Genomic DNA, 22,646 nt, shown 5'->3' with positions numbered 1-22,646 from the left:
GGCCCGGCGCCGGCGCGCGTGGGCTGCTCAGGGCTTGAGCAGCGCGCTCCGCAGGGTCCGTCCGAGACCCTCCCGGTACTGCTCGGACGTCCACCCCAGCTCCTCGGTGAGGGTGCGCCACGTCGCCGGAAGCGTCAGCGTCTGCAGGAGATCCGCCGCCTCCTCGACGGTCCACCCATCCGCGAGCCGTCCCTCCGCGGCGATGAGGCCGATGACCGCGAGGTGTCCGGAGCGCCGCCTGCTCATGCGGTCTCGCCAGGCGGCCGCCATGGCGGGGTCGTCGGATCGCTCGAGCACGCGTGCGACCCGGTCGATGCGCGGTGTGAGCTGGGCGTACAGCGCGAGGGCCCGGTCGAGCATCGCCACCCCGCCGGGTGCGGCGAACACCTCGCCCACGAGGCGGTCGACCTCGAGCGTCTCGTCCATGTGATCGACGAGCGCGAGGAGCAGAGCCGCCCGGTCCTTGAAGTGGAGGTAGACGGCCTGACGGGAGACCCCTGCTCGCAGAGCCACGTCGCCCATCCGGACGCCCGCGCCCAGTTCCTCGACGGCACCCCATGCGGCCTCGAGGATCCGGTGACGGGTCGACGCCGGTTCATCTCTTGACACGGTGTAAACCTAGTCGTACCGTCGCACTTGACACGGTGTCAAGGGCGGAGTTTCCAATGCAGGAGTTCAGGAAGCACGAGCGCGAAGCCCTCGAGCGCGAGGGGCTCGCGGCGGAGGAGGCGACCTTCGCCGCGGCCGGCAGCAGGGCACGCGCCCTCGTGACCGGCAGCGGTCCCTCGCTGGTGTTCGTCCCGGGCGGAGGCATGCCGGCCGCGGGCTGGGCCCCGCTGATCGGCCGGCTGCCGGGGTACCGCGCTCACGCCCTCGAACTGCCGGGGTTCGGGCTCGGCGACCCGCTCCGCGGTCCGGTCCGCGATCTGCGTGCGACGGCGGTCGCTCATCTCGACGGCAGCCTCGACGCGCTCGGCATCCCGGCCGCCGTCCTGGTCGCCGGCTCGATGGGCGCCCTCTGGTCCCTCTGGTACGCACAAGAGCGCCCGGAGCGGGTGTCCGCCCTGGTCCTCCTCGGCTGTCCGGCGCTCGCGCTGGGCACGTCGGCACCGCCTCCGATGCGGCTGCTGTCCGTGCGCGGCCTCGGGCCCCTGCTCCTGCGGCTCCAGCGTCCATCCCCGCGCCAGGTGGAGCGGACGCTGGCGAGCGCGGGCGTCGACCTCCGCCACTACGAGGAGCTCCGGGAGCTGGTCCTCGCGATGGAGGCGCTGCCGTCGTACCGCAGCGCCTGGCCGACGCTCCTGCATGCGGCGCTGCGGCTGCGGGGAGCGCGCCCCGAGTACGCCCTGACCGCGGCCGGCCTGGCCCGCGTCCGGCAGCCGGTGCAGCTGGTCTGGGGGCGCGACGACCCGTTCGGGTCGGTTCAGGTCGGGGAGCAGGTCCAGGCCGCCCTGCCGAACGCGGAGCTCCACGTCGTCCCCGGGGGCCACGCCCCGTGGCTGACCGACCCGGACGACGTCGCCGGACGGGTCGCCGCCTTCCTCGCGCGCGTGGCGGTCCGCGGCTGAATCCCACCGCCGCGCCCCCCGCACCTTGGGGTTCAGCAGGAAGGTCGGCGCCTCAGCAGGTGCCGCGGGCGCAGATCCGCCTGCTGAAGGCCCGCTGTTCCTGCTGAGCGAGAGGGGAGGACGCGGGGGCCGGGGACCCAGGGGTCAGGACGCGCGGGAGATGCGGGTCATGTCCTCGCGGGGCACGACCTTGATCCGCGTGCGGCCCACCGCCTCGCCGATCGCGAGCTCGTGGGAGTCGAGCCGGTGCCAGCCGTCGATCGTCGTGTACGGGACGCCGCGCGCCTCGAGCAGGGCGGGGATCGCCTCCTCCTGGGGCTCGGACGGCGTCCACCAGTTCGGCTGGTCCGACAGCACGTGCTGGAGGGTCTCCATGGCGTCGCTCTTCGTGTGACCGATCAGTCCGACCGGTCCGCGCTTGATCCAGCCCGTCGCGTAGACCCCGTTCACCGGCTCGTCGGCGTCGTCGATCACCTGGCCCTCGCGGTTCGGGATGACGCCGCGGCGCTCGTCGAACGGGACGCCGGGCAACGGGGAGCCGAAGTAGCCGACCGCCCGGTACACGGCCTGCACCGGGATCTCGCGGATCTCGTCGGTGCCGCGGACGCCGCCGGCGCCGTCCGGCTCGGTGCGCTCCCAGCGGAACGCCTCCACCTTGCCGTTGCCGACGATCTCGAGCGGCTTCGCGTAGAAGTGCAGGTGCAGGCGGCGACTGGCCGTTCCGGCCGGGCGCTTCCGCCACTGCTGCAGCACCCGGTCGATCACGAGCACCTGCTTGTTGGTCGCGATCGCCGTCTTCGACGCCTCGTCGTAGTCGAAGTCCTCGTCGTACAGGATCATGTCGACGTCGTGCACCTCGCCGAGCTCGCGCAGCTCCAGCGGCGTGAAGCGGACCTGGGCCGGACCGCGACGCCCGAACACGTGCACGTCGGTGACGGGCGACGCCTTGAGCCCCTCGTAGACGTTGTCGGGGATCTCGGTCGGCAGCAGATCGTCGGCGTGCTTCGCCAGGATGCGGGCCACGTCCAGCGCGACGTTGCCGTTGCCGATGACGGCGACCTCCTTGGCGTCGAGCGGCCACTCGCGAGGCACGTCCGGGTGCCCGTCGTACCAGGACACGAAGTCCGCGGCGCCGTACGATCCCGGCAGGTCGATGCCGGGGATGTCGAGGCTCGCGTCCTTCGTCGAGCCGGTCGCGAAGATGACGGCGTTGTAGTGGCGCTTCAGGTCGTCGAGGGTGATGTCGACGCCGTACTCGACGTTCCCGAAGAAGCGGATGTCGCCGCGGTCGAGCACCTCGCGCAGCGCGGAGATGATGCCCTTGATGCGCGGGTGGTCGGGCGCGACGCCGTAGCGCACGAGGCCGTACGGGGCGGGCAGCCGCTCGAACAGGTCGATCGAGACGTCGAAGCTGCGCTCCGCCTTGCGGACGAGGTCGGCCGCGTAGATGCCCGCCGGGCCCGCGCCGATGATGGCAAGCCGAAGCTTGGTCATGCGTAGTCGTTCCTTACCTTGTCTGCGGACCGCGTCAGCGGATCCGTTCTAGAGCACGTCTGCGGATCCGCGTCAGCTGGTCCGCTCGACCATCACGTCCGCGAACCGAGTCAGAGCCCTCTTCACGGTGCCGTCCGGAAGCGGCGCCAGCGCCGCGACGGCCTCCTCGGCCCAGCGGTGCGACTCCGCGAGGGTGATCGACGTGACCTCGTGCTCGCGGAGCGCCTCGATGGCGCGCGGCAGGTCGGCTCCGTCGGGCGAGGCGAGGTCCGCCTCGATCCGCTGCAGCAGCGCGGCGGCGTCGGTGTCCGTCCTCGCCTGGCGGCGCAGGTACAGGAGCGGGAGCGTGGGAACGCCCGCGCGGAGGTCGGTGCCGGCGACCTTGCCGGTCTCCTCGGCCCGCGGCGAGAGGTCGAGCACGTCGTCGACGAGCTGGAAGGCGACACCGATCCTCTCGCCGAACAGCATGACGGGCTCCTCGTACTCCCGCGGAGCGTTCGAGAAGAACACGCCGAGCTGCGCCGCGGCGGCGATCAGCGAGCCCGTCTTGTCAGCGAGGACGCCGAGGTAGTGCTCGACGGGGTCCTCGTCGGGCTGCGGGCCGACCGCCTCGTGCAGCTGCCCGAGCACGAGACGCTCGAAGGTGCCCGCCTGCAGCCGGATGGCGCGCTCACCGAGCACTGCGACGAGCTTGCTCGCGCGGGCGAAGAGCAGGTCGCCGGTCAGGATCGCGACCGAGTTGCCCCACACCGCCTGCGCGGTCGGCACGCCCCGCCGCTGCTCGGCGTCGTCCATCACGTCGTCGTGGTACAGCGAGGCGAGGTGCGTGATCTCGACCGCCTGGGCGGCGGTGAGGACGTCGGGGACGATGCCGTCGCCGAGCTGCGCCGTGAGGAGCGTCAGCATCGGGCGCACCCGCTTGCCGCCCGCGGACAGGAGGTAGCGCGAGGTCACGTTCGCGACGACGTCCGTGAAGGCGACCTCGCGGAGGATCCCCTCCTCGACCTCGGTCAGCCCGGCGTCGATCGCCGCAGCGGTCGCCCGGTCCTCCGCGCTGGTGAAGATCCGCTCGGTCAGGCCGATTTGGGAGAGCGCCTTGCTCCGCCGCGTCACCGGAACCGCCCGGGTCACCGGGACGCCCCGGCCGGCTTGCGGCCGCGGTGGATCGCGACCACGCCGGCCGTGAGGTTCCGGTATCCCACGTCAACGAACCCCGCGTCCCGAATCCACTGGCTCAGGGTGCGCTGGTCCGGCCAGTCGAGGATCGAGTCGCCCAGGTAGTCGTAGGCGGGCGCGTCCGAGCTGGTGACGCGGGAGACCACGGGCAGCACGCGCTTGAGGTAGAGCGCGTACCCCCGCCGCAGGAGCCCGTTCGGCGGGGTCGAGAACTCGCAGATCACGATCCGCCCACCCGGCTTGGTCACACGGAAGAGCTCGGCGAGCGCCTTCTTCGGGTCCTCGACGTTGCGGAGGCCGAACGACATGGTCACCGCGTCGAACTCCCCGTCGCGGAACGGCAGCTGCTGCGCGTCCGCGTGCACGAACTCGATGGTGCGAGTGCCGGCGTGCCGGCGGCGGCCGACCTCGAGCATCCCGTCCGAGAAGTCGGCCGCGACCACGTGGGCCCCGGATCGGGCGAGGGCGGCGCTCGAGGTGCCGGTCCCGGCCGCGAGGTCGAGGATGCGCTCACCGCGCCGGGGACGGACGGCGCGCACGGTGGCGGCCCGCCAGATCATGTCGTTGCCGACGGAGAGGACGGTGTTGGTGCGGTCGTAGCGCGCCGAGACCTTGTCGAACATCGCTGCCACGTCCGCTCCCCTCTTCCGAAGGTCGGCCTGGTTCACGGCTCAATTGTAGGGCGCGGCGCCCCCGTCCCTTCCTGAGCGGCCGCCGTCAGGGGCCCGCGAACCGCCCGGCTAGGCTGAGGCGGTGCCCTCCGCGCCCCCGCCGACCCTGTCGGTGACGACGGAGGAGTTCGCGGCCGAGGCCCTCCTGCCCTACGCCGATCCTCGGCATCCGCTGGTCTGGATGCGCGGCGGGGACGGCCTCGTCGGCCTCGGCGAGGCGGTCCGCCTCACCTTCCGCGGACCTGATCGGTTCGGAAGAGCGCGCGCGGCGTGGACGGAACTGGTCGCCCGAGCGGAGATCGCGGACGACGTGCGGGTTCCCGGGACCGGCCTCGTCGCCTTCGGGACGCTCGCCTTCGCCGACGGCTCGGACCGCACCAGCACCGTCGTCGTGCCGCGCCTGATCGTGGGTCGCCGTGGCGGCACCGGCTGGCTGACGCGCATCTCCCTCGACGGGCAGGAAGGACCGGCGCCCGAGCTCCACCCCGTCCCGGCCGCCGACTACCGCATCCGCTTCTCCCCCGGCCGACTGACACCGGAGGGATACGTCGCGGCCGTCCGCGAGGGGCTGCGACGCATCGAGGACGGCGCCCTCGGCAAGGTCGTCGTCGCTCGCGACATGGTGGGCAGCGTCCCCGAGGGATCCGATCTGCGAACGGCGCTCGTCCGGCTCGCCGCCGGCTACCCGGAGTGCTGGACCTTCGCGGTGGACGGCCTTCTGGGAGCGAGCCCGGAGACGCTGGTGCGCGCGCGGGGCAGGCGGCTCGGAGCCCGCGTGCTCGCCGGCAGCACGGCGCGCGGCCTCGATCCCGCATCCGATGCCGCACGGGCCAACGCGCTCCTCGTATCGGCGAAGGACCTCGACGAGCACGACTTCGCGGTGGTGAGCGTGCTCTCCGCCCTCGCGCCGTACGCGGGTGAGCTGAGCGCGAGCCCGGCGCCGTTCCCGCTGATGCTGCCCAACGTGTGGCACCTCGCGAGCGACGTGACCGGGGTGCTCGCCCCGTCGGTCGGCACGCTGCAGGTCGTGGAGGCGCTGCATCCCACGGCCGCCGTGGCCGGCTTCCCCACGGCGGACGCGCTCGAGCTCATCGCCGAGCTGGAGCCGTTCGACCGGGGCCGCTACGCCGGACCGGTCGGCTGGGTCGACGCCGCGGGCGACGGGGAGTGGGCGGTGGCCCTGCGCTGCGCTCAGGTGGACCAGGACGGGACCGTGACGGCCTATGCGGGCGCCGGCGTGGTGGGCGGATCCGACGCGGAGCGCGAGCTCGTCGAGACCACGCTCAAGCTGAAGCCCGTAATGGACGCGTTCCGCTGATCCGCTAGTCGCGGCGGCGGCGCACCTGGGGCGCGAACTGGCGGACGAGGCCGACGACCATCGCACCGCCCGACACGATCAGGATCGTGAAACCGAGAAGATCATCCGTCGCCATCGCAGCCCCCTTCGCCGTCACGGTATGTGCGAGGCGCCGAACCGTCGGGAGGACACGCCGCGGTCAGCGAGGCAGGGGCACCTCGAGGAGCGACGGCCCCCGCGGAGGCGCGGTGAGCGCCTTGTCCAGGTCGCCGCGGGAGGAGACGCGCTGGTGCTCCCAGCCGTAGGCGGCCGCGAGCGGCGCGAGCTCGACCGTGTGCGGGGTGTACAGGACGCGGTCGAACGCCGCAGGGTCGGCGTCCGACGCGACCTCGAGCCCGTCGAAGATCGTGCCGCCGCCGTCGTTGCCCACGATGAGCTGCACACGCGGGCGCGGCTCGCCGGGCGGCAGGAGGAGTCCGCCGACGTCGTGCAGGAACGCGAGGTCGCCGAGCAGCACGCGCGTCGTCCCCGCGGCCGATCGCGGGTCGTCCGCCGCTCCCGCGGCGACGCCGAGCGCGGTGGCGACGGTCCCGTCGATCCCGGAGAGCCCGCGGTTCGAGTGGACGCGGATGCGCTTGCCGGGGACGTGCCGGTCGGCGTCGCGGATGAGGCGGGAGGCGCCGAGGACGAGGCGGTCGTGCGGCCACGTCGCCCGCCAGACGGCCTCCACGAGCGACTGCCGCGTGACCGGCGCCCGCAGCGCGGCCATCACGGCACGCGCCACCCGTCCGGCCGCCGTGGGCGACTCGGAGAAGGGGTCGCCGAGGTAGGGCACGTCGTCCTCGGGGATCTGCGCCCGCCGGCCCGCGACGATCCATGCCCGCAGCCACTGCGGGTCGAAGGGCTCCTCGGGGAGGGCCACGGCGTCGACGATCTTGGCGCGGCGACCCGGGTCGAACTGCTCCGCACCAGGGGTCCGGACGGTGACGGTGGGCACACGGGCGGCGAGAGCGGGCACCTCGCGGCTGAGGTTCGGGCGCCCGAAGACGACCAGCTGCTCGACGGCGCCGCCGAGCTCCGGATCGGCGAGCACGGTGCGGTAGGCCGGGACGAGGTTCGGACCGAAGCGCGCCCCGCTTGTCACCTCGGCCACGAGGGGGAGGCCGGCGGCGCGCGCGAAGTCGGCCGCCTCCGGTCCCGCTCCCGTGCCCGCCACGACCACCGCCCGGGGCCGGAGCTCGATCGGGGTCGCGGTCGGAGTCCGCTCCTCGGCGGCGCTCCGGTCCGGCGCCGGGACGTCGCCCGCGGCACCGGAGAGCGGATCGCGGAACGCGAGGTTGACGTGCACGGGCCCGGCCGCCGACGCGGACAGGACCTGATCCGCGAGCGCGACCGCTCGGGAGTTGTCCTCGCCCGGCGACGGCGCGTCGACATCCGCCGACCACACCGCGGCGGGCCCGAAGATGCCCGGCTGCCGCGTCGCCTGGTTCGCCCCGACGCCGCGCAGCTCCTCCGGGCGGTCCGCCGTGAGCGCCACGAGCGGCACCCCGGAGTGCCACGCCTCCAGCATCGCGGGATGGAGGTTCGCGACCGCGGTGCCGGAGGTCACGATGATCGGCACGGGGCGCCGCGTCTCGAGCGCGATGCCGAGGGCGAGGAAGCCGGCATCCCGCTCGTCGATGCGCACGTGCAGGCGGACGGCGCCGTCCTGCTCGAGCCGGGCGGCCGCGAGCGCGAGCGCCTGCGAGCGGGACCCGGGCGCGAGGACGAGGTGGCGGACACCGCCTGCCACCAGGCGCGTCAGCAGCGCCGTGGCGAAGGTGCTCGCGGGGTTGCCCGCCTCAGGCATCGCGCCGGTCGGGCTTGTCGCCCCCGTCGCTGTCCTTGTCCCGCTCGGGAAGCCGCTCCTGCGGCGGCGGCCCGTCCCCGTCCAGGTCGGCGAGCTCCTGCTCGAGGCGGCGGATCCGCTCCTCCTGGTCCTTGTCCTGAGCGAGGCGCCGGAGGAACGCGGGATCGTCGTCCGGGGCGACGGTGCGGGTCGGTCGGCCGGAGGCGCGACCGCGCCCAACGAGGAACCAGAGGAGCCCGCCGAGCACCGGCAGAAGGATGATCAGGAGCCAGACGCCCTTGCGGGGGCCGCGGATGCGGGAGCGGTCGGTCATGGCGCAGTCGACGAGCGAGTAGATCATGAACGCGGCGGCGACCACCGCTGCGATCACCCAGAACCGGGCCATGCGACAACCATAGACGAGCGGGCTGAACGCCCACCGTGCCTACACTTGCCGGGTGGACGAACGGCGGGGCGCGGGGCTGACCTGGCTGTGGTTCACCCTCGCACGGGTGGGCCTGTTCGCCGTCGTGCTCGTCGTCCTGCTGCTCGTGATGCCCGCGCCGCCGTGGGTCTCGACCATCGTCGCGGCCGTCATCGCCTTCTGCCTGTCGGTCATCTTCCTCGCCGGTCCGAGGTCCCGACTGTCGCGGCAGCTGCACGACCGGCGGAGCACTCCCTCCCGGGACACCGACGGCGAGTCCGAGGACGCCGCGCTCGACACCCCGGACTTCCGCAGCTGATCGCCGCGGTCCCGCTCAGAGGACGCCGTGCCGATCAGAGGATGAACGCGGCCGCGAGCCCGACGCCGTAGACCAGGGTGAGCGCGCTCGTCAGCACCAGGGCGAGGACGAACTCCCGGGCTGTGCGCCCGGTCGCGACGATGAGTCCCGCCGGGATCGCGATCAGGAGCCCGAAGAACACGAGGTACGCGAACGGGTAGAAGATCGCGAAGAAGGCGAGGATCGCGAACGCGAGCACCAGCAGCACGCAGTAGAGGACCCGCGAGGCGACCGGACCGATCAGGACGCTGAGGGTGCGCTTGCCCGCCGCGCGGTCCTGGTCGATGTCGCGGATGTTGTTCGCAAGCAGCGCCGCGCACGCCAGGAATCCGATGCCGATCCCGGAGAGCCAGGACTCCGTGTTCACGTCGCCCGTCTGCACGAAGGTGGTGCCGACGGTCGCGACGAGCCCGAAGAACAGGAAGACGGCGACCTCGCCGAGGGCGGCGTAGCCATACGGGCGCTTGCCGCCGGTGTAGAACCAGGCCGCGACGATGGCGGCGGCGCCGACGAGGAGCAGCCACCACTGCTGGGACATGATCACCAGCGCGAGTCCCGCGATCGCCGCGAGCGCGAAGAACACGAGCGCGACGATGAGCACGTGCCGCGGCTTCGCAGCGCCCGAGCCGGTCAGCCGTGCGGGCCCCACCCGGAAGTCGTCCGTGCCGCGGATGCCGTCCGAGTAGTCGTTGGCGTAGTTGACAGCGAGCTGGAGGAACACCGCCACCGCGAGGCAGAGCGGGATGCGGTACTCGTGGAAGACGCCGCCGTCGGCGACGTACGCCGCTCCGGTGCCGGCCGCGACCGGCGCGATCGACAGAGGAAGCGTGCGCCATCGCGACGCGGCGATCCAGTCCGCGAGCGTCGCCTTCCGCGGCGGGGCCGGGCGTGCTCCTCCCGGCCTGGCGGTCGTCCTGCCGCGGGCGGGTACTGCCCCCACCGAAGGGCGGGGACCGCGCTGCGGGCGGCGCTGGGGAGGACGCTTCTTGCTCTGTGCCACCGGGAAATCCTAGGGCGCGGGGACTCGCGGTCACCCTGCTCCGGACCCGTCCGTCAGGCTCCGGTCCTTCTCGCGCTCAACAGGCGGAATCGTCGTGGACAGGGCGACACGCCGTCGCGCAGCCTGTCGAGGAAGATTCCGCCTGTTGAGGGCCAGGGGAGGGTGTCGTCCGACGCCGGTGGACGCGGGTCAGGCGCGGGAGCGGGCGGCGACGAGCGCCGCGAGGGCGATCCGGTCGGGCTTGCCCGTCGCCAGGGTCGGGAGCGGGTCGACGGTCTCGATGCGGTCCGGGCGCGCGGCGGCGCCGAGGCGGGCGCCGACCGCGTCACGGACGGCGGCGAGCACCGTCTCGTCGGCCGCGTGCGGGAGCACGACGACCGGGGCATCGCCCCACCGGGCGTGGGGAGCCGCGACCACGACGGCGTCCTGGAGCCCCGGGAGCTCACGGACGACGGACTCGACCAGCCCGACCGAGACCTTCTCGCCGCCGGAGACGAGGACGTCGTCGAGGCGCCCGGTCACGCGCAGCCGTCCCTCGTGCAGCTCCCCGGCGTCCCCGGTCCGGAACCACCGGAGCCCGTCCTCGTGCACGAACGCCGCAGCCGTCCGCTCCGGATCCCCGAGGTATTCCTCCGCGAGCATGGGTCCCGCGATGCGCACCTCGCCGTCCCGGATGCGGACCTCGGCCGGACCGAGGGGCAGGCCGTCGTAGACGCAGCCGCCGCTCGTCTCCGAGGAGCCGTAGGTGCGGATGACCCCGATGCCGTGATCGAGGGCCGCCTCGCGGAGCTGGTCGGGCAGCCGCTGACCCCCGACGAGCACGGCGTCGAGCCGCCGGAGGGCCTCCCGAACCCTGCGCTCCGGTGCCGCGAGGAGGTCGCCGAGCTGCGCGGGCACGAGGGAGGTGTAGGCCCTCTCCGCGGCCGGGATCGACTCCACGGCGTCGGCGAAGGAGCCGGGGTCGAGGTGTCCCGGCGGCAGGACGACGGGGTCGCCTCCTTCCGCGATCGCGCGGACGAGCACCTGGAATCCGGCGATGTAGTGCACGGGCAGCGCGAGCACCCAGCGCCCCGGTCCGCCGAGAGCGGCCTCCGTCGCCCCGGCGGAGGCGAGGAGGGCGTTCGCGGTCAGCGCGACGCGCTTGGGAGGCCCGGCAGTGCCCGACGTCTGGAGAACGGCCGCGATGCGCCGGGGAACCCGCGCGGGCAGTCCGGCGGCCGGGGCGCCGGACGCGAGGGGAAGGACGGCGGGCCCGTCGCCCGACAGCGCCGCCCGAAGGGTCGGAAGGACGACGGCGGGACCGCCGGGCAGGACGGCGAGCTCCCTCATGCCGCGTGCTCCCTCAGTAGTGCCAGGGGAAGCCGGACCAGTCCGGCGGCCGCTTCTCGAGGAAGGCGTCGCGCCCCTCGGCGGCCTCGTCCGTGCCGTACGCGAGCCGGGTCGCCTCGCCGGCGAACACCTGCTGCCCGACGAGTCCCTCGTCGACCGCGTTGAAGGCGAACTTCAGCATGCGGATCGCCGTCGGCGACTTGGTCAGGATCTCCCGGGCCCAGTCGAGAGCGGTGGCCTCGAGCTCGGCGTGAGGCACGACGGCGTTGATCGCGCCCGCCTCGAGCGCGCGCCGCGCGTCGTACTCCCGGGCGAGGAAGAAGACCTCGCGCGCGAACTTCTGCCCGACCTGGCGAGCGAAGTAGGCGCTGCCGTAGCCGGCGTCGAACGAGCCGACATCGGCGTCCGTCTGCTTGAAGCGGGCGTGCTCCGCGCTCGCGATCGTGAGGTCGCAGACGACGTGCAGCGAGTGGCCGCCCCCGGCCGCCCAGCCGGGGACGACCGCGATGACGACCTTCGGCATGAACCGGATGAGCCGCTGCACCTCGAGGATGTGCAGGCGGCCGGTGCGGGCGGGGTCGTCGCCGTACTCGTACCCGGCACGGCCCCTGATCCGCTGGTCGCCGCCGGACGAGAAGGCCCAGCCGCCGTCCTTGGGGCTCGGACCGTTGCCCGTGAGCAGCACGACGCCGACGCGCGGGTTCTGCCGGGCGTCGTCGAGAGCGCGGTAGAGCTCGTCGACCGTCTGCGGCCGGAAGGCGTTGCGCACCTCGGGACGGTGGAACGCGACGCGCGCCACCTGACCGCTCGTATCGAGGTGGTAGGTGATGTCGGAGAAGCCGTCGGAACCCGGCCCTGGCGTCCACTGCCGCTCGTCGAAGAGCTCGGACACCATGTGCCCACTCTATTCCGGCGGCAGAATGGCCGCATGACGGTGCCGCTCGAGGAGGTCCTCGCGGACCTGCGGGTGGTGGACCTGCCGATGCGGCGCCGGTTCCGCGGCATCACCCGCAGGGAGGCGGCGCTCGTGCGCGGGCCGCAGGGCTGGGCGGAGTTCTCGCCGTTCCCGGAGTACGGGGACGCGGAGTCGGCGCGCTGGCTCGCCGCCGCGCTCGACTTCGGCTGGACGGAGCAGCCTGAGCTCCTGCGGTCCGAGGTGCGCGTGAACGCCACGGTGCCGGCCGTCGCGCCCGGCGAGGTCCCGGAGGTCCTCGCCGCGTTCCCCGGCTGCCGGACCGCCAAGGTCAAGGTGGCCGAGCCGGGCCAGACGGCGGATGAGGACGTCGCCCGCGTCCGGGCCGTGCGCGAGGTTCTGGGTCCCGAGGGCCGGATCCGGCTCGACGCGAACGGCCGGTGGACGCTCGACGAGGCGGAGCGGGCGGTGCACCGCCTGGAGCGGTTCGACCTCGAGTACCTCGAGCAGCCGTGCGAGTCGGTCGGCGACCTCGTCGAGCTGAACCGGCGGCTGCGCGAGCTCGACATCCCGATCGCGCTCGACGAGGCGATCCGGAAGTCCGCGGATCCCCTCACGGCCGTGCGCGCAGGGGCAGGGGGCATCCTCGTGCTCAAGGCCGCGCCGCTCGGCGGGGTGCGGCCGGCCCTCGAGCTCGCGGCGGAGGCCGGTCTGCCCGCCGTGGTGTCGAGCGCCCTCGACACGTCGGTGGGTCTCGCGATGGGCGCCTGGCTCGCCGCCGCCCTGCCGGACCTCGACTACGACTGCGGCCTCGGGACGGCGTCCCTCCTCGCCGCCGACGTCACCGAGGACCCGCTGCTCCCCCGCGACGGCGCCATCCGGGTCCGCCGCGTCGAGCCGGACGCCGCGCTCCTCGACCGCTACGCCGCGTCACCCGAGCGCGCGGAGTGGTGGCGCGCCCGCATCACCCGCTGCCACGCCCTCCTGCAGCCTCCGCAGTAGCCGCCGAAATGCCACGTGGTGCTCTCATTCCCGCGGGATGGGAGCACCAAGTGGCACTTCGAGGGTTCTACGACGCGGGGTCAGAGGCCGCTGTAGGCGTGCAGGCCCTTGAAGAAGACGTTGACGATGCCGAAGTTGAACAGCACGGCCGAGTAGCCGACGATCGCGAGCCAGGCCGAGCGGGAGCCGCGCCATCCCCGGGTCGCGCGGGCGTGGATGTAGCCCGCGTAGATGACCCAGATGATGAAGGTCCAGACCTCCTTGGTGTCCCAGCCCCAGTACCGGCCCCAGGCGTGCTCCGCCCAGATCGCTCCGGCGATGAGGGTGAACGTCCAGAAGATGAACCCGACGATGTTGACGCGGTAGGCCCAGTTCTCGAGCGTGACCGTGCCGGGGATCGCCACCGGGAGCCGGAGCCCCGACTCGGGACCGTTCTCACGGCGAGCGCGCACCAGCTGGACGATCGACAGCGCGGCGCCCACCGTGAAGAAGGCCGTGGCGAGGATCGCGACGAGCACGTGGATCACGAGCCAGTACGACTGCAGCGCCGGCGGCAGCGGGACGACGTCGACGCGGAATCCGACCGTCGTGACGCCGAGCATCAGGACGACCATCCCGGTGATGATCGCGCCGAGGAAACGGAGGTCGCGCCGGGCGAGGAGCAGCAGGAAGACGCCCATGATGATGAGGGTCCCCGTCATGCTGAACTCGTACATGTTCGCCCAGGGCACCCGGGCGCCGGCGACGCCGCGGAGCACGGTCGCCCCGAGGTGGAGCACCCAGCCGAGGATCGCGAGAGTGACGCCGACCCGCAGGGTCAGCGACTCCCGCGGGCGTGCCGGCGCGTCCGCGCGGGGCGGGTCGAGCGTGGCGACGGACCCGGCAGCCGACCCGCGAGCGGCCCCGCGCGCACGGGCCACGCGGTCCGCCGCGCTCTCCGCCACGACGGCCGCCCCCGCCGACCGGCGCGCCAGGTCGAGGGTGAACGCGATGAACGAGATCGCGTACACACCCATCGCCAGGTACAGCAGGAGGGCGGAGAACTCGTCGAGGGTCTGAGTCACGGCGACAGCCTACGTCGTGCCACCGACAGTCCGTTCCGAGCCGGAATGCTCGTCCGCGAGCTCCCGGACGGCGGCGGCGAGGCCCGGATCGTCGCCCCGGGCGAGGCCCGCGTACTCGACGCGCAGGCGCCCGTCCTGCTCCTCGTGCACCCTCACCCACATGCGCCGGCGCGGCACGAACAGGGACGCGAGCAGACCTGCGAGCACGAGGATCGAGAAGGCGAGCACCCAGCCCTGGCTGGGGTCGTGGTGGATCTCGAGCGAGGCGAACCGGCTGACTCCGTCGAAGGTGACGCTGCCGAGTCCGTCGGGCAGCTGCTGGGTCTCGCCGGGCCGCAGCTCGACCGCCGGCACGTCGGTGCCGCGTCCCGCGATCTGCGTGAGGTCGTCGGTGTCGAGCGTGTACACCGAGACCGGCACACCGGTGTCGAGGCCCAGGTCACCGCGGTACACGTTGAGGGAGAGGACCGGATCCAGCAGATCCGGGAAGCCCGAGGCGAGCGCGCCGGACTCCAGCTGACCCACCGTCGGATAGAGGAACCCGATCATGCCGAGCTGCTCGGGAAGGCCGTCCGGGATCTTCGCGACGCCGACCGACGTCATCTGCTGGTCCTGCGGCAGGAACGGGACGGCGCCCGAGAAGGCGACGTCCCCGTCCGCGTCCCGCACCGTGATGCGGGGCGCGTACCCGTTGCCGAGCAGGTAGACGTCGGTGCCGTCGATCTGGAGCGGCTCGTTCACCTTGATGTCGGCGTCGGCAGCGGATCCGCTGTCCGGCTGCTGCACCGTGACGTGCGCGGTGTAGTCGATCGGCTGCCCGACGGCGTTCTCGTTCTCCCGCTCGTACACGATGTCGAGCCGGTCGAGGCGGATCCGGTACGGGTCGAGCGCGGTGTCCGGGACGAGCCGCCCGCGGTTGAACGAGTCGTAGCCGCCGACGTAGTTCACGAACGGCTCGCCCTCGACGACGATCTTCTGACCGCTGTAGCCGAGGCTCCCGCCCACGGCGACCGCGACGAGGATGCCCACGAGCGAGCCGTGGAAGACGAGGTTCCCGGTCTCCCGCAGGTAGCCGCGCTCGGCGGAGATCGAGGCGCCGTAGCGCTCGGTGCGGTAGCGGCGCTTCCGCAGCAGCGCCTCCGCCCGGCCGAGGGCGTCGTCGGCGTCTCCCGTGACGACGCGCTCCTCGGCGGCGTCGAGGCGGGACAGCCGGGCCGGGGTGCGCGGCGGCCGGCTCCGCATCGCCTGCCAGTGCTGGCGGGTGCGCGGCAGCACGCACCCGATGAGCGACACGAACAGCAGGAGGTAGATCGACGAGAACCAGACGGAGGTGTAGACGTCGAACCCCTGCAGCGCGTCCACGATCGGGTACAGGTCGGGGTGGTCGGCCCGGTACTGCACGACGCCGTTGGGGTCCGAGCTGCGCTGCGGGACGAGGGATCCCGGCACGGCGGCGATCGCGAGGAGCAGCAGGAGGAACAGCGCCGTCCGCATGCTCGTCAGCTGACGCCAGGCGAACCGCACCCATCCGATCGGACCGAGCCGCGGACCGCCGACCGGCTCGGCGCCGTCCTCCTGCTCGATGTGGTCGGTCGGCCGGGCGAGGTCAGAGGACCGTGACATAGCCGCCGATCACCGCCCCGAGCTGCAGCATCCACGCGTTCCAGAGCCCCGTCACCATGAGCACGCCGATCGCGACGAGCAGCACGCCGCCCGCGAGGTTGATGGCACGGATGTGCCGGCGGAGGAACGCGATCGAGCGCGCGGCCCAGCCGAAGCCGAGCGCCACGAGGAGGAACGGGATGCCGAGTCCGAGCGCGTAGGCGAGGCCCAGCACGGCTCCGTGCCACGGCGACCCGCCGTCGAGGCTGATGCCGAGGATGGCGGCGAGCGTCGGACCGATGCACGGGGTCCAGCCGATCGCGAAGATCGCGCCGAGCAGCGGTGCCCCCGCAATGCCGGCGACCGGCTGCCAGCGGGGGCGCACCGTGCGCTGGAACCAGCCGAACCGCCCGGCGAACACGATGCCGAGCGCGATGACGACGACGCCCGCGATGCGCGTGATCAGGTCCCGCCACTGCACCAGCCAGAACCCGGCGGCGCCGAACGCGATCCCGAAGGCGACGAACACGACGGCGAAGCCGAGGATGAACAGGCCGACCCCGGACGCCAGGCGCAGCCGGCCCCGCCGGTCCGCCGCGGTGGATCGGCCGTCGGCGAACCCGCCGATGTACGCGAGGTAGCCGGGCACGAGCGGGAGCACGCACGGCGACGCGAACGACACCAGCCCCGCGAGGAGGGCGACCGGCAGCGCGAGCGCGAGGGGCCCGGTGACGGCGTCGGCGACGCTGCCCATGTCAGGCCGTCTCTGCGACGGTGTCGCTGATGATCGCCTTGAGGATGCCGGGCTCGGTGACCTGGCCGAGGATCCGGGCGGCGATCCTGCCCTCGTGATCGAGGACGAGCGTGGTGGGGACGGCGTTCGGCGGGATCGCCTCGCTGAAGGCGAGCTGCACCGCCGCGTCCCGGTAGTCGAGGATCGACGGGTACGTGATGCCGAAGGTCTCGGCGAAGGCGCTTGCGGTCCCCGCCTCGTCGCGCGTGTTCACGCCGACGAACCGCACACCGTCCGGCTCGAACTGCTCCGCGAGCGCCTGCAGGTCGGGCGCCTCCGCACGGCAGGGCGGGCAGGAGGCGTACCAGAAGTTGAGCACGGTGACGGTCCCCGCGAGCTCGGCCGAGCTGATGGAGCCGCCCTGCTCGGTCTCGCCGCTGAACGCGCGCGGCGCCTCCCGCTGTCCGGCCGCGTAGGTCTCGACGGTGCCGTCGCCCGCGATGTACTCCTTGCCGCTGCCCTCCCGGTACTGCTCCGCGAGCGGGTCGGAGCCGCAGCCGGCCAGGGAGACCGCCGCCAGGACGAGCGCGAGCGCGGCGAGGAATCGCCTCACACGGCCCCCTCGTCGACGGCCGCGCGCGCAAGGGGCCCGGCGGGGTTGAGGTAGCGGGTCTCGACGAAGCGGGCACCCCGCATCTCGACGGTCGTGATGCTCGAGAGGTCGCAGCGGCGGCGGCGCGGATCGTGGTACAGCCGCTCGCCGCGGAGGCTGCGGTGCACCATCCAGATCGGCAGCTGGTGCGAGACGAGGACCACATCGCCGTCGTCGACGGAGGAGTAGGCGTCGCTGATCGCGGCGAGCATCCGGGCCGCGATGCTGACGTACGGCTCCCCCCAGCTGGGTCGGAACGGGTTGCTCATCCAGGGCCAGGCCTCCGGCGTCGCCAGCATGCTGGGGCCGAAGGAGACGCGCTTGCCCTCGAACCGGTTGAACGGCTCGATGAGCCGCTCGTCGGTCTCGACCGGCAGCTCGAAGGCCGCGGCGACCGGGGCCGCCGACTCCTGGGTCCGCTGCAGCGGGGATGCGATCACCCGGCGGACGGGACGGTCGGCCAGCGCTTCGGCCGCGGCCTCCGCCATGCGGTTGCCGAGCGTGGAGAGCCGGAAGCCGGGGAGGCGCCCGTAGAGCACCCGCCCCGGGTTGTCCACCTCGCCGTGGCGCACGAGATGGAGAGCGCTGGCGACCACGCAGTCAAGTCTACGGAGGCTCTCCTGTGGCGATCCTGCGCCGATCCCCGCCGCCCGTTCGCCCGTCGCGGAAGCCCCTAGGCTTGGAGCCCGTGAGTGAGCGCACCCTCGTCCAGAACCTCGCTGCCCTCGAGGACGGCCCCGTCACCGTCGCCGGCTGGGTCGAGACCGTCCGGGATCAGAAGAAGGTGCAGTTCCTCGTCCTCCGCGACGAGTCGGGCGCCGTCCAGCTCGTCCGGCCCCGCCCCGAGGGCGACGACGACACCTCGCGCATCATCTCCGGGCTGGCGCTCGGCAGCTTCGTGCGGGTCGACGGCGAGCTCAAGCACGACGAGCGCGTGAAGCTCGGCGGCATCGAGGTGCGGATCGGCGCCCTCGAGGTCACCGGCGCCTCCCTGCCGGAGAGCCCGATCGCTGAGGACACGAGCATCGACAAGCGGCTCGACTGGCGCTGGCTCGACCTGCGGCGTCCGGAGCACAACCTGATCTTCCGGATCCAGACGACGTTCGAGCACGCCCTGCGCACGTACTGGGTGGAGCGCGGCTTCATCGAGATCCACACGCCGAAGCTCATGGCGAGCCCGAGCGAGTCGCGCGCAGAGCTCTTCCAGGTGCCGTACTTCGAGACCACGGCATACCTCGCTCAGAGCCCGCAGCACTTCAAGCAGATGGCCCAATCGGCGGGCTTCGGCAAGATCTTCGAGATCGGCCCCGCGTTCCGCGCCGACCCCTCATTCACCTCGCGGCACGCGACCGAGTTCGTGAGCATCGACGCCGAGATCAGCTGGGTCGACAGCCACGAGGACGTCATGCGGATGCACGAGGAGCTCCTCGTCGCCGCCCTCACCGCTGTCAAGGACCGGCACGGCGACGAGATCGAGAAGGCGTTCGGCGTCTCGGTGACCGTGCCGGCGCTGCCGTTCCCGCGCATCCCGCTCGCGGAGGCGAAGCAGATCGTCGCGGACCGCGGATACGTCGTCCCGCGCGCGGACGAGGACATGGACCCGGAGGGCGAGCGCCGCATCGCGGCGTACGTCAAGGAGACGTACGGGCACGAGTTCGTCTTCCTCACGGACTACGCGTCGAGCATCCGGCCCTTCTACCACATGCGTCACGCGGACGATCAGGGACTGACGAACAGCTACGACCTGATCTTCAACGGCGTCGAGATCTCGACGGGCGCGCAGCGCGAGCACCGCATCGACGTGCTCGAGGCGCAGGCGCGCGACATGGGCCTCGACGTCGAGGAGCTCGGCTCGTACCTCGACTTCTTCAGGTACGGCGTCCCGCCACACGGCGGGTTCGGTATGGGTCTCAGCCGGGTGATCATGCTGCTGCTCGGCCTGCCGAGCATCCGCGAGGTCACCTACCTCTTCCGCGGGCCGAACCGGCTGAAGCCCTAGCTCGGCGCAACCGGGGCCGGTTCGGCGTCTCCGGGCCGGCGTTCCGGCCCGGATCCTCCGGATCGGCCCGGGATGCGTCAGGCGAGCGCGTCGGCGACCGTGCGGCGCAGTCGGTCGGGGTCGACCCGCCAGTACGTGTGCACGCGGCCCGCGACGAGCACGACCGGGATGTCGTCCGCGTAGCGCTCGAGGAGGTCGGCGTCGTCGAGGATGCTGCGCTCCTCGAACTCGACGGATCCGGCGGGGAACCCGGCCACCACGTCCTCAACGACGGTGCGGGCGTCGTCGCAGAGATGGCAGCCGGGCTTGCCCAGCAGGGTCACGATCACCGTCGCCACCGCGTCAGCGTAGCGGGCACCACAAAAGAACGAACGCCGGCCCCGAGAGGGAGCCGGCGTTGCGAAGGATCCGGTCGCCGGCCCCGCAAAGGGAACGGCGCACCAGGATCGGGGCCGCGACTACTTCTTGTTGCGGCGCTGGTGACGGGTCTTGCGAAGCAGCTTGCGGTGCTTCTTCTTCGCCATGCGCTTGCGGCGCTTCTTGATGACTGAGCCCATGGGTCCACCTCACTGGAACGAACGGAGAGCCCGGGTTCCACTGCAGAACCGGGAAAACGTGACGACCCAGTGTACCGAACGGCCGGCGGACGCCGGCCCCCGCGTCAGGACGCCTCGGAGACGAGGTTGCGGAGCGCCTCCTCGACGGCCCACTCGGGCACTCGGAAGGAGCGGCCGAAGCGGATCGCGGGGAGGTCGCCCGAGTGCACGAGTCGGTACACCGTCATGCGGGACACGCTCATCATGTCGGCGACTTCGGCGACGGTGAGGAAACGGGCGTCCGCGAGCGACATCGGGCTCTCCAGGAGAAGGGTGCAGAGGGTGGAGTCACCTTACGTGCGGCGGAGAACGCGTGTAAAGGAGGGTCAGGGCACCGGACCGAGGACGCCCCGCGACCGCTGCCGCGGCCGGACCACGCGCTGCGCCGAGTACACCGCCGTCGCTCCCGCCGCGCCCAGCGTCCGGGCGACGCTGCGGAGTCGCTCCGGCAGCACGAGGACGGGTGTGGGCTCGAGCAGCGCCACGTCCTCCTGCGGCAGGTCCGCGGTGAGGAAGGGCACGAGCCAGTCCTCGAGCGCCTTGAGCGGTGCGAGGTCGAGCTTGTAGAAGCGGTGCTGGCCCTGGTCGCGCACCGTCACGAGTGCGCTGTCCCGGAGGACCTTCAGATGCTTGGAGACGGTCGGCTGGCTGAGGCCCAGACGCTGGACGAGCTCCCCCACGCTGGACTCTCCGCCGTGAGGAGCACCGGCTCCCTCGGCGTATCGCTGCAGCAGGATCTGCAGCAGATCGCGCCGTGTTGGGTCGGCCACGACGTCGAAGATGTCCGCCATTCTGCAAGGGTAGGGCTCTGGAGGAGAAAGCCCCATCCCCCATGGGGATAAAGGAGAAAGCATGAGCAACGGGCTCACGCGCGGCCGCAACCTGGCGGAGCGGGCAGCCGGTGTGCTGTCCCATTTCGTCTCGGTCACGCCCGCCCGGTTCGCGATCGCGCTGTTCATCGGGATGATCGCCCTGTTCACGTTCCTCCTGTCCCTGCCGGTGATGTCGGCCGACGGCACCATCACGGGCCTCGCGGACTCCCTGTTCACGGCAACCTCCACCATCTGCGTGACCGGCCTGGCGACGGTCGACATGGCGACCCACTGGTCGGTCCTCGGTCAGGTGGTCATCGTGATCGGCACGCAGCTGGGCGCCGTCGGCGTCCTGACCATGGCCTCGGTGATGGGCCTGATCGTGTCGCGGCGGCTGAGCCTGCGTCAGCGGCTCCTCGTGGCGGGCGACGTCAACCCGATGGCGATGCGCCGCGGGTCATCGAGCTCCGGTCTCGCGGAGGTCGGCGGCCTGCTGCTGACCGTCGCGGTCAGCATGATCGTCATCGAGCTGGCCATCGCGATCCTGCTCTACCCCAGCATCCTGCTCAAGGGAGTGGATCCCGTCATCGCAGCGGGCGACGCGATCGCGTTCTCGACCTCCGCCTTCACGAACACGGGCTTCGTGCTGCCCAATGTCGGCTTCGACCCCTTCGTGGACGACATCTGGTTCCTGTCCTGGATGATGGTGGCGGTGTTCCTGGGCGCCATCGGCTTCCCGGTCATCTACGCGCTCTCGCACAATCTGCGTCGCCCCCACCGCTGGTCGGTCCACGTCAAGCTCACGCTCGTGGCGATGGTGTTCCTGATGTTCGCGGGCGCTCTCGCGTACATGGTGCTCGAGTGGGGCAACGCGGACTCGTACGGCGATCAGCCGTTGCCCGAGATCGCGTTCGAGTCGCTGTTCCTGTCCGTCATGACGAGGTCCGGCGGGTTCTCGACGTTCGACCTCAGTCATCTCCGCGAGTCGAGTCTGCTCGTGACCGACATGCTGATGTTCGTCGGCGGCGGATCCGCCTCGACCGCCGGCGGCATCAAGGTGACGACGCTCGCGGTCCTCTTCATCGCCGCATTCGCCGAGGCTCGGGGGAACGCGTCGATGGGCGTCTTCGAGCGGAAGATCCCGGGCGACGTGCTGCGGCTCGCCGTCAGTGTCGTGCTGTGGGGCGCGACGACCGTGGCGGTCGCCTCGATCATCCTGCTGCAGCTCTCGGACGCCGGGCTCGACTTCGTGCTCTTCGACGTGATCTCCGCGTTCGCCACCGTCGGGCTCAGCACCGGCTTCACGGCGACCCTCGACGATCCGGGCAAGTACGTCATGAGTGCCACGATGTTCATGGGCCGGATCGGAACGGTTACGCTCGCTGCGGCCCTCGCCGCGAGCCAGCGGCAGCAGCTGTTCAATCGAGCCGAGGAGAGGCCGATCGTTGGTTGATCGCATCCCGCACAATGCGCCCGTCCTGGTGATCGGGCTGGGACGCTTCGGCGCCGCCACCGCCGGTCAGCTCGACCGTCTGGACCGCGAGGTGCTCGCGGTCGACGAGGACGCGGGCCTCGTGCAGAAGTGGGCGGAGCGGGTGACGCACGCGGTCCAAGCGGATGCGCGCAGCATCGAGGCGCTGCAGCAGCTCGGGGCGCGCGACTTCCAGGTCGCCGTCGTCGCCGTCGGCTCCTCCGTCGAGGCGAGCGTGCTGATCACCGCCAACCTCGTCGACCTCGGGATTCCGCAGATCTGGGCGAAGGCGATCTCCCGCTCGCACGGCACGATCCTCGAGCGCATCGGCGCGAATCACGTCATCTACCCGGAGGCGGAGGCGGGAGAGCGCACCGCCCACCTCGTCTCGGGCCGGATGCTCGACTACATCCAGTTCGACGACGACTTCGCGATCGTGAAGATGCACCCGCCGAAGCCGATCCGGGACATGCCGCTCGGTCAGTCCCAGGTCCGGAAGAAGCACCACGTCACCGTTGTGGGCGTGAAGTCGCCGGGAAAGCCGTTCACGTACGCGACGGCCGACACCGTCGTCTCGACGCACGACCTCGTCATCGTGTCGGGCACGACGGGCGACATCGAGCGCTTCGCGGCCCTGGTCTGACACGTCGGGCGGAG

General features: G+C 72.2%; 25 protein-coding genes. 7 read left to right on the top strand and 18 right to left on the bottom strand.

Translation table 11 applies throughout. The features are described 5' to 3' along the window. Window positions 1-27 precede the first annotated feature (27 nt). Complete coding sequence (locus J3P30_RS07005) at window positions 28-609, bottom strand: TetR/AcrR family transcriptional regulator (protein ID WP_210480213.1); 582 nt, start codon at window positions 607-609, stop codon at window positions 28-30. A gap of 56 nt (window positions 610-665) precedes the next feature. On the opposite strand from J3P30_RS07005, the gene J3P30_RS07000 reads away from it, so the two are divergent. Further along, window positions 666-1,568 carry an alpha/beta fold hydrolase gene (locus tag J3P30_RS07000; protein ID WP_210480212.1) on the top strand — a complete coding sequence of 301 codons (903 nt, stop codon included), beginning with the start codon at window positions 666-668 and terminating at the stop codon, window positions 1,566-1,568. Between the two features lie 144 nt (window positions 1,569-1,712). Here the strand turns inward: J3P30_RS07000 and J3P30_RS06995 are convergent, their stop codons facing one another. From J3P30_RS06995 to ubiE, 3 genes are all read right to left on the bottom strand, one after another. Beyond that, window positions 1,713-3,062 (bottom strand): FAD-dependent oxidoreductase, encoded by a 1,350-nt coding sequence (locus J3P30_RS06995; protein ID WP_210480211.1) that lies wholly within the window; start codon window positions 3,060-3,062, stop codon window positions 1,713-1,715. A 72-nt stretch (window positions 3,063-3,134) separates the two neighbouring features. Next, window positions 3,135-4,193 (bottom strand): polyprenyl synthetase family protein, encoded by a 1,059-nt coding sequence (locus J3P30_RS06990; RefSeq protein ID WP_210480210.1) that lies wholly within the window; start codon window positions 4,191-4,193, stop codon window positions 3,135-3,137. Next, complete coding sequence (gene ubiE, locus J3P30_RS06985) at window positions 4,190-4,906, bottom strand: bifunctional demethylmenaquinone methyltransferase/2-methoxy-6-polyprenyl-1,4-benzoquinol methylase UbiE (protein ID WP_210480209.1); 717 nt, start codon at window positions 4,904-4,906, stop codon at window positions 4,190-4,192. Before ubiE ends, J3P30_RS06990 begins: the two co-directional genes overlap by 4 nt. A gap of 85 nt (window positions 4,907-4,991) precedes the next feature. On the opposite strand from ubiE, the gene J3P30_RS06980 reads away from it, so the two are divergent. After that, entirely contained in the window at window positions 4,992-6,227 is a 1,236-nt protein-coding gene (locus J3P30_RS06980) for an isochorismate synthase (protein ID WP_307807430.1), read from the top strand. 178 nt (window positions 6,228-6,405) lie between these two features. Here the strand turns inward: J3P30_RS06980 and menD are convergent, their stop codons facing one another. Both menD and J3P30_RS06970 read right to left on the bottom strand, forming a co-directional pair. Continuing rightward, entirely contained in the window at window positions 6,406-8,055 is a 1,650-nt protein-coding gene (menD, locus tag J3P30_RS06975; RefSeq protein ID WP_210480208.1) for a 2-succinyl-5-enolpyruvyl-6-hydroxy-3-cyclohexene-1-carboxylic-acid synthase, read from the bottom strand. After that, the gene (locus tag J3P30_RS06970; RefSeq protein WP_210480207.1) at window positions 8,048-8,440 is read right to left on the bottom strand and encodes a PLD nuclease N-terminal domain-containing protein; all 393 of its coding nucleotides are present in this window, start codon (window positions 8,438-8,440) and stop codon (window positions 8,048-8,050) included. The genes menD and J3P30_RS06970 overlap by 8 nt, the downstream gene beginning before the upstream one ends. A gap of 52 nt (window positions 8,441-8,492) precedes the next feature. Here J3P30_RS06970 and J3P30_RS06965 point away from each other — a divergent pair, with 52 nt between their 5' ends. Then, window positions 8,493-8,777: a DUF4229 domain-containing protein gene (locus tag J3P30_RS06965; protein ID WP_210480206.1), complete on the top strand. Its 285-nt coding sequence runs from the start codon at window positions 8,493-8,495 to the stop codon at window positions 8,775-8,777. A 34-nt stretch (window positions 8,778-8,811) separates the two neighbouring features. Here J3P30_RS06965 and J3P30_RS06960 read toward each other — a convergent pair whose 3' ends face one another. The 3 genes from J3P30_RS06960 to J3P30_RS06950 form a co-directional block, all read right to left on the bottom strand. Further along, window positions 8,812-9,816, bottom strand: coding sequence for a 1,4-dihydroxy-2-naphthoate polyprenyltransferase (locus J3P30_RS06960; protein WP_210480205.1), 1,005 nt, complete (start codon window positions 9,814-9,816; stop codon window positions 8,812-8,814). A gap of 189 nt (window positions 9,817-10,005) precedes the next feature. After that, window positions 10,006-11,145: an AMP-binding protein gene (locus tag J3P30_RS06955; protein WP_210480204.1), complete on the bottom strand. Its 1,140-nt coding sequence runs from the start codon at window positions 11,143-11,145 to the stop codon at window positions 10,006-10,008. A 13-nt stretch (window positions 11,146-11,158) separates the two neighbouring features. Then, the gene (locus J3P30_RS06950; RefSeq protein WP_210480203.1) at window positions 11,159-12,040 is read right to left on the bottom strand and encodes a 1,4-dihydroxy-2-naphthoyl-CoA synthase; all 882 of its coding nucleotides are present in this window, start codon (window positions 12,038-12,040) and stop codon (window positions 11,159-11,161) included. A 33-nt stretch (window positions 12,041-12,073) separates the two neighbouring features. On the opposite strand from J3P30_RS06950, the gene J3P30_RS06945 reads away from it, so the two are divergent. Further along, complete coding sequence (locus J3P30_RS06945; RefSeq protein ID WP_210480202.1) at window positions 12,074-13,060, top strand: o-succinylbenzoate synthase; 987 nt, start codon at window positions 12,074-12,076, stop codon at window positions 13,058-13,060. An 80-nt stretch (window positions 13,061-13,140) separates the two neighbouring features. Here the strand turns inward: J3P30_RS06945 and ccsB are convergent, their stop codons facing one another. From ccsB to J3P30_RS06920, 5 genes are read right to left on the bottom strand one after another with little or no spacing between them, the layout of a single operon-like run. After that, window positions 13,141-14,124 carry a c-type cytochrome biogenesis protein CcsB gene (gene ccsB, locus J3P30_RS06940; protein ID WP_307807429.1) on the bottom strand — a complete coding sequence of 328 codons (984 nt, stop codon included), beginning with the start codon at window positions 14,122-14,124 and terminating at the stop codon, window positions 13,141-13,143. Window positions 14,125-14,133: 9 nt separating this feature from the next. Then, window positions 14,134-15,747 (bottom strand): cytochrome c biogenesis protein ResB, encoded by a 1,614-nt coding sequence (locus J3P30_RS06935; protein ID WP_210480201.1) that lies wholly within the window; start codon window positions 15,745-15,747, stop codon window positions 14,134-14,136. Beyond that, window positions 15,731-16,480, bottom strand: a complete 750-nt coding sequence (locus J3P30_RS06930; protein ID WP_210480200.1) for a cytochrome c biogenesis CcdA family protein — start codon at window positions 16,478-16,480, stop codon at window positions 15,731-15,733. Before J3P30_RS06930 ends, J3P30_RS06935 begins: the two co-directional genes overlap by 17 nt. A 1-nt stretch (window position 16,481) precedes the next feature. Then, window positions 16,482-17,072 (bottom strand): TlpA disulfide reductase family protein, encoded by a 591-nt coding sequence (locus J3P30_RS06925; RefSeq protein WP_210480199.1) that lies wholly within the window; start codon window positions 17,070-17,072, stop codon window positions 16,482-16,484. Next, the gene (locus tag J3P30_RS06920; protein WP_210480198.1) at window positions 17,069-17,707 is read right to left on the bottom strand and encodes a histidine phosphatase family protein; all 639 of its coding nucleotides are present in this window, start codon (window positions 17,705-17,707) and stop codon (window positions 17,069-17,071) included. Before J3P30_RS06920 ends, J3P30_RS06925 begins: the two co-directional genes overlap by 4 nt. Window positions 17,708-17,799: 92 nt before the next feature. Here J3P30_RS06920 and aspS point away from each other — a divergent pair, with 92 nt between their 5' ends. Next, window positions 17,800-19,110: an aspartate--tRNA(Asn) ligase gene (gene aspS, locus J3P30_RS06915; protein WP_210480197.1), complete on the top strand. Its 1,311-nt coding sequence runs from the start codon at window positions 17,800-17,802 to the stop codon at window positions 19,108-19,110. A 77-nt stretch (window positions 19,111-19,187) separates the two neighbouring features. Here aspS and J3P30_RS06910 read toward each other — a convergent pair whose 3' ends face one another. From J3P30_RS06910 to J3P30_RS06895, 4 genes are all read right to left on the bottom strand, one after another. After that, window positions 19,188-19,448, bottom strand: a complete 261-nt coding sequence (locus J3P30_RS06910) for a glutaredoxin family protein (RefSeq protein ID WP_210480196.1) — start codon at window positions 19,446-19,448, stop codon at window positions 19,188-19,190. Window positions 19,449-19,568: 120 nt separating this feature from the next. After that, window positions 19,569-19,667: a 30S ribosomal protein bS22 gene (locus tag J3P30_RS06905; RefSeq protein WP_003792170.1), complete on the bottom strand. Its 99-nt coding sequence runs from the start codon at window positions 19,665-19,667 to the stop codon at window positions 19,569-19,571. Between the two features lie 104 nt (window positions 19,668-19,771). Continuing rightward, complete coding sequence (locus tag J3P30_RS06900) at window positions 19,772-19,960, bottom strand: helix-turn-helix domain-containing protein (protein ID WP_210480195.1); 189 nt, start codon at window positions 19,958-19,960, stop codon at window positions 19,772-19,774. A gap of 72 nt (window positions 19,961-20,032) precedes the next feature. Next, window positions 20,033-20,497: a helix-turn-helix transcriptional regulator gene (locus J3P30_RS06895; RefSeq protein ID WP_210480194.1), complete on the bottom strand. Its 465-nt coding sequence runs from the start codon at window positions 20,495-20,497 to the stop codon at window positions 20,033-20,035. A gap of 61 nt (window positions 20,498-20,558) precedes the next feature. On the opposite strand from J3P30_RS06895, the gene J3P30_RS06890 reads away from it, so the two are divergent. Both J3P30_RS06890 and J3P30_RS06885 read left to right on the top strand, forming a co-directional pair. After that, complete coding sequence (locus J3P30_RS06890; protein WP_210480193.1) at window positions 20,559-21,971, top strand: TrkH family potassium uptake protein; 1,413 nt, start codon at window positions 20,559-20,561, stop codon at window positions 21,969-21,971. Beyond that, on the top strand, window positions 21,964-22,632 hold the full coding sequence (locus J3P30_RS06885; protein WP_210480192.1) for a TrkA family potassium uptake protein: 669 nt from the start codon (window positions 21,964-21,966) through the stop codon (window positions 22,630-22,632). The genes J3P30_RS06890 and J3P30_RS06885 overlap by 8 nt, the downstream gene beginning before the upstream one ends. Window positions 22,633-22,646: the final 14 nt, after the last annotated feature.

The organism is Naasia sp. SYSU D00948, assembly GCF_017916515.1.
Classification (GTDB): Bacteria; Actinomycetota; Actinomycetes; order Actinomycetales; family Microbacteriaceae; genus Naasia.
Note: the sequence above shows the minus strand (reverse complement) of the source record. Positions and strands in the feature narration are given on the sequence as shown.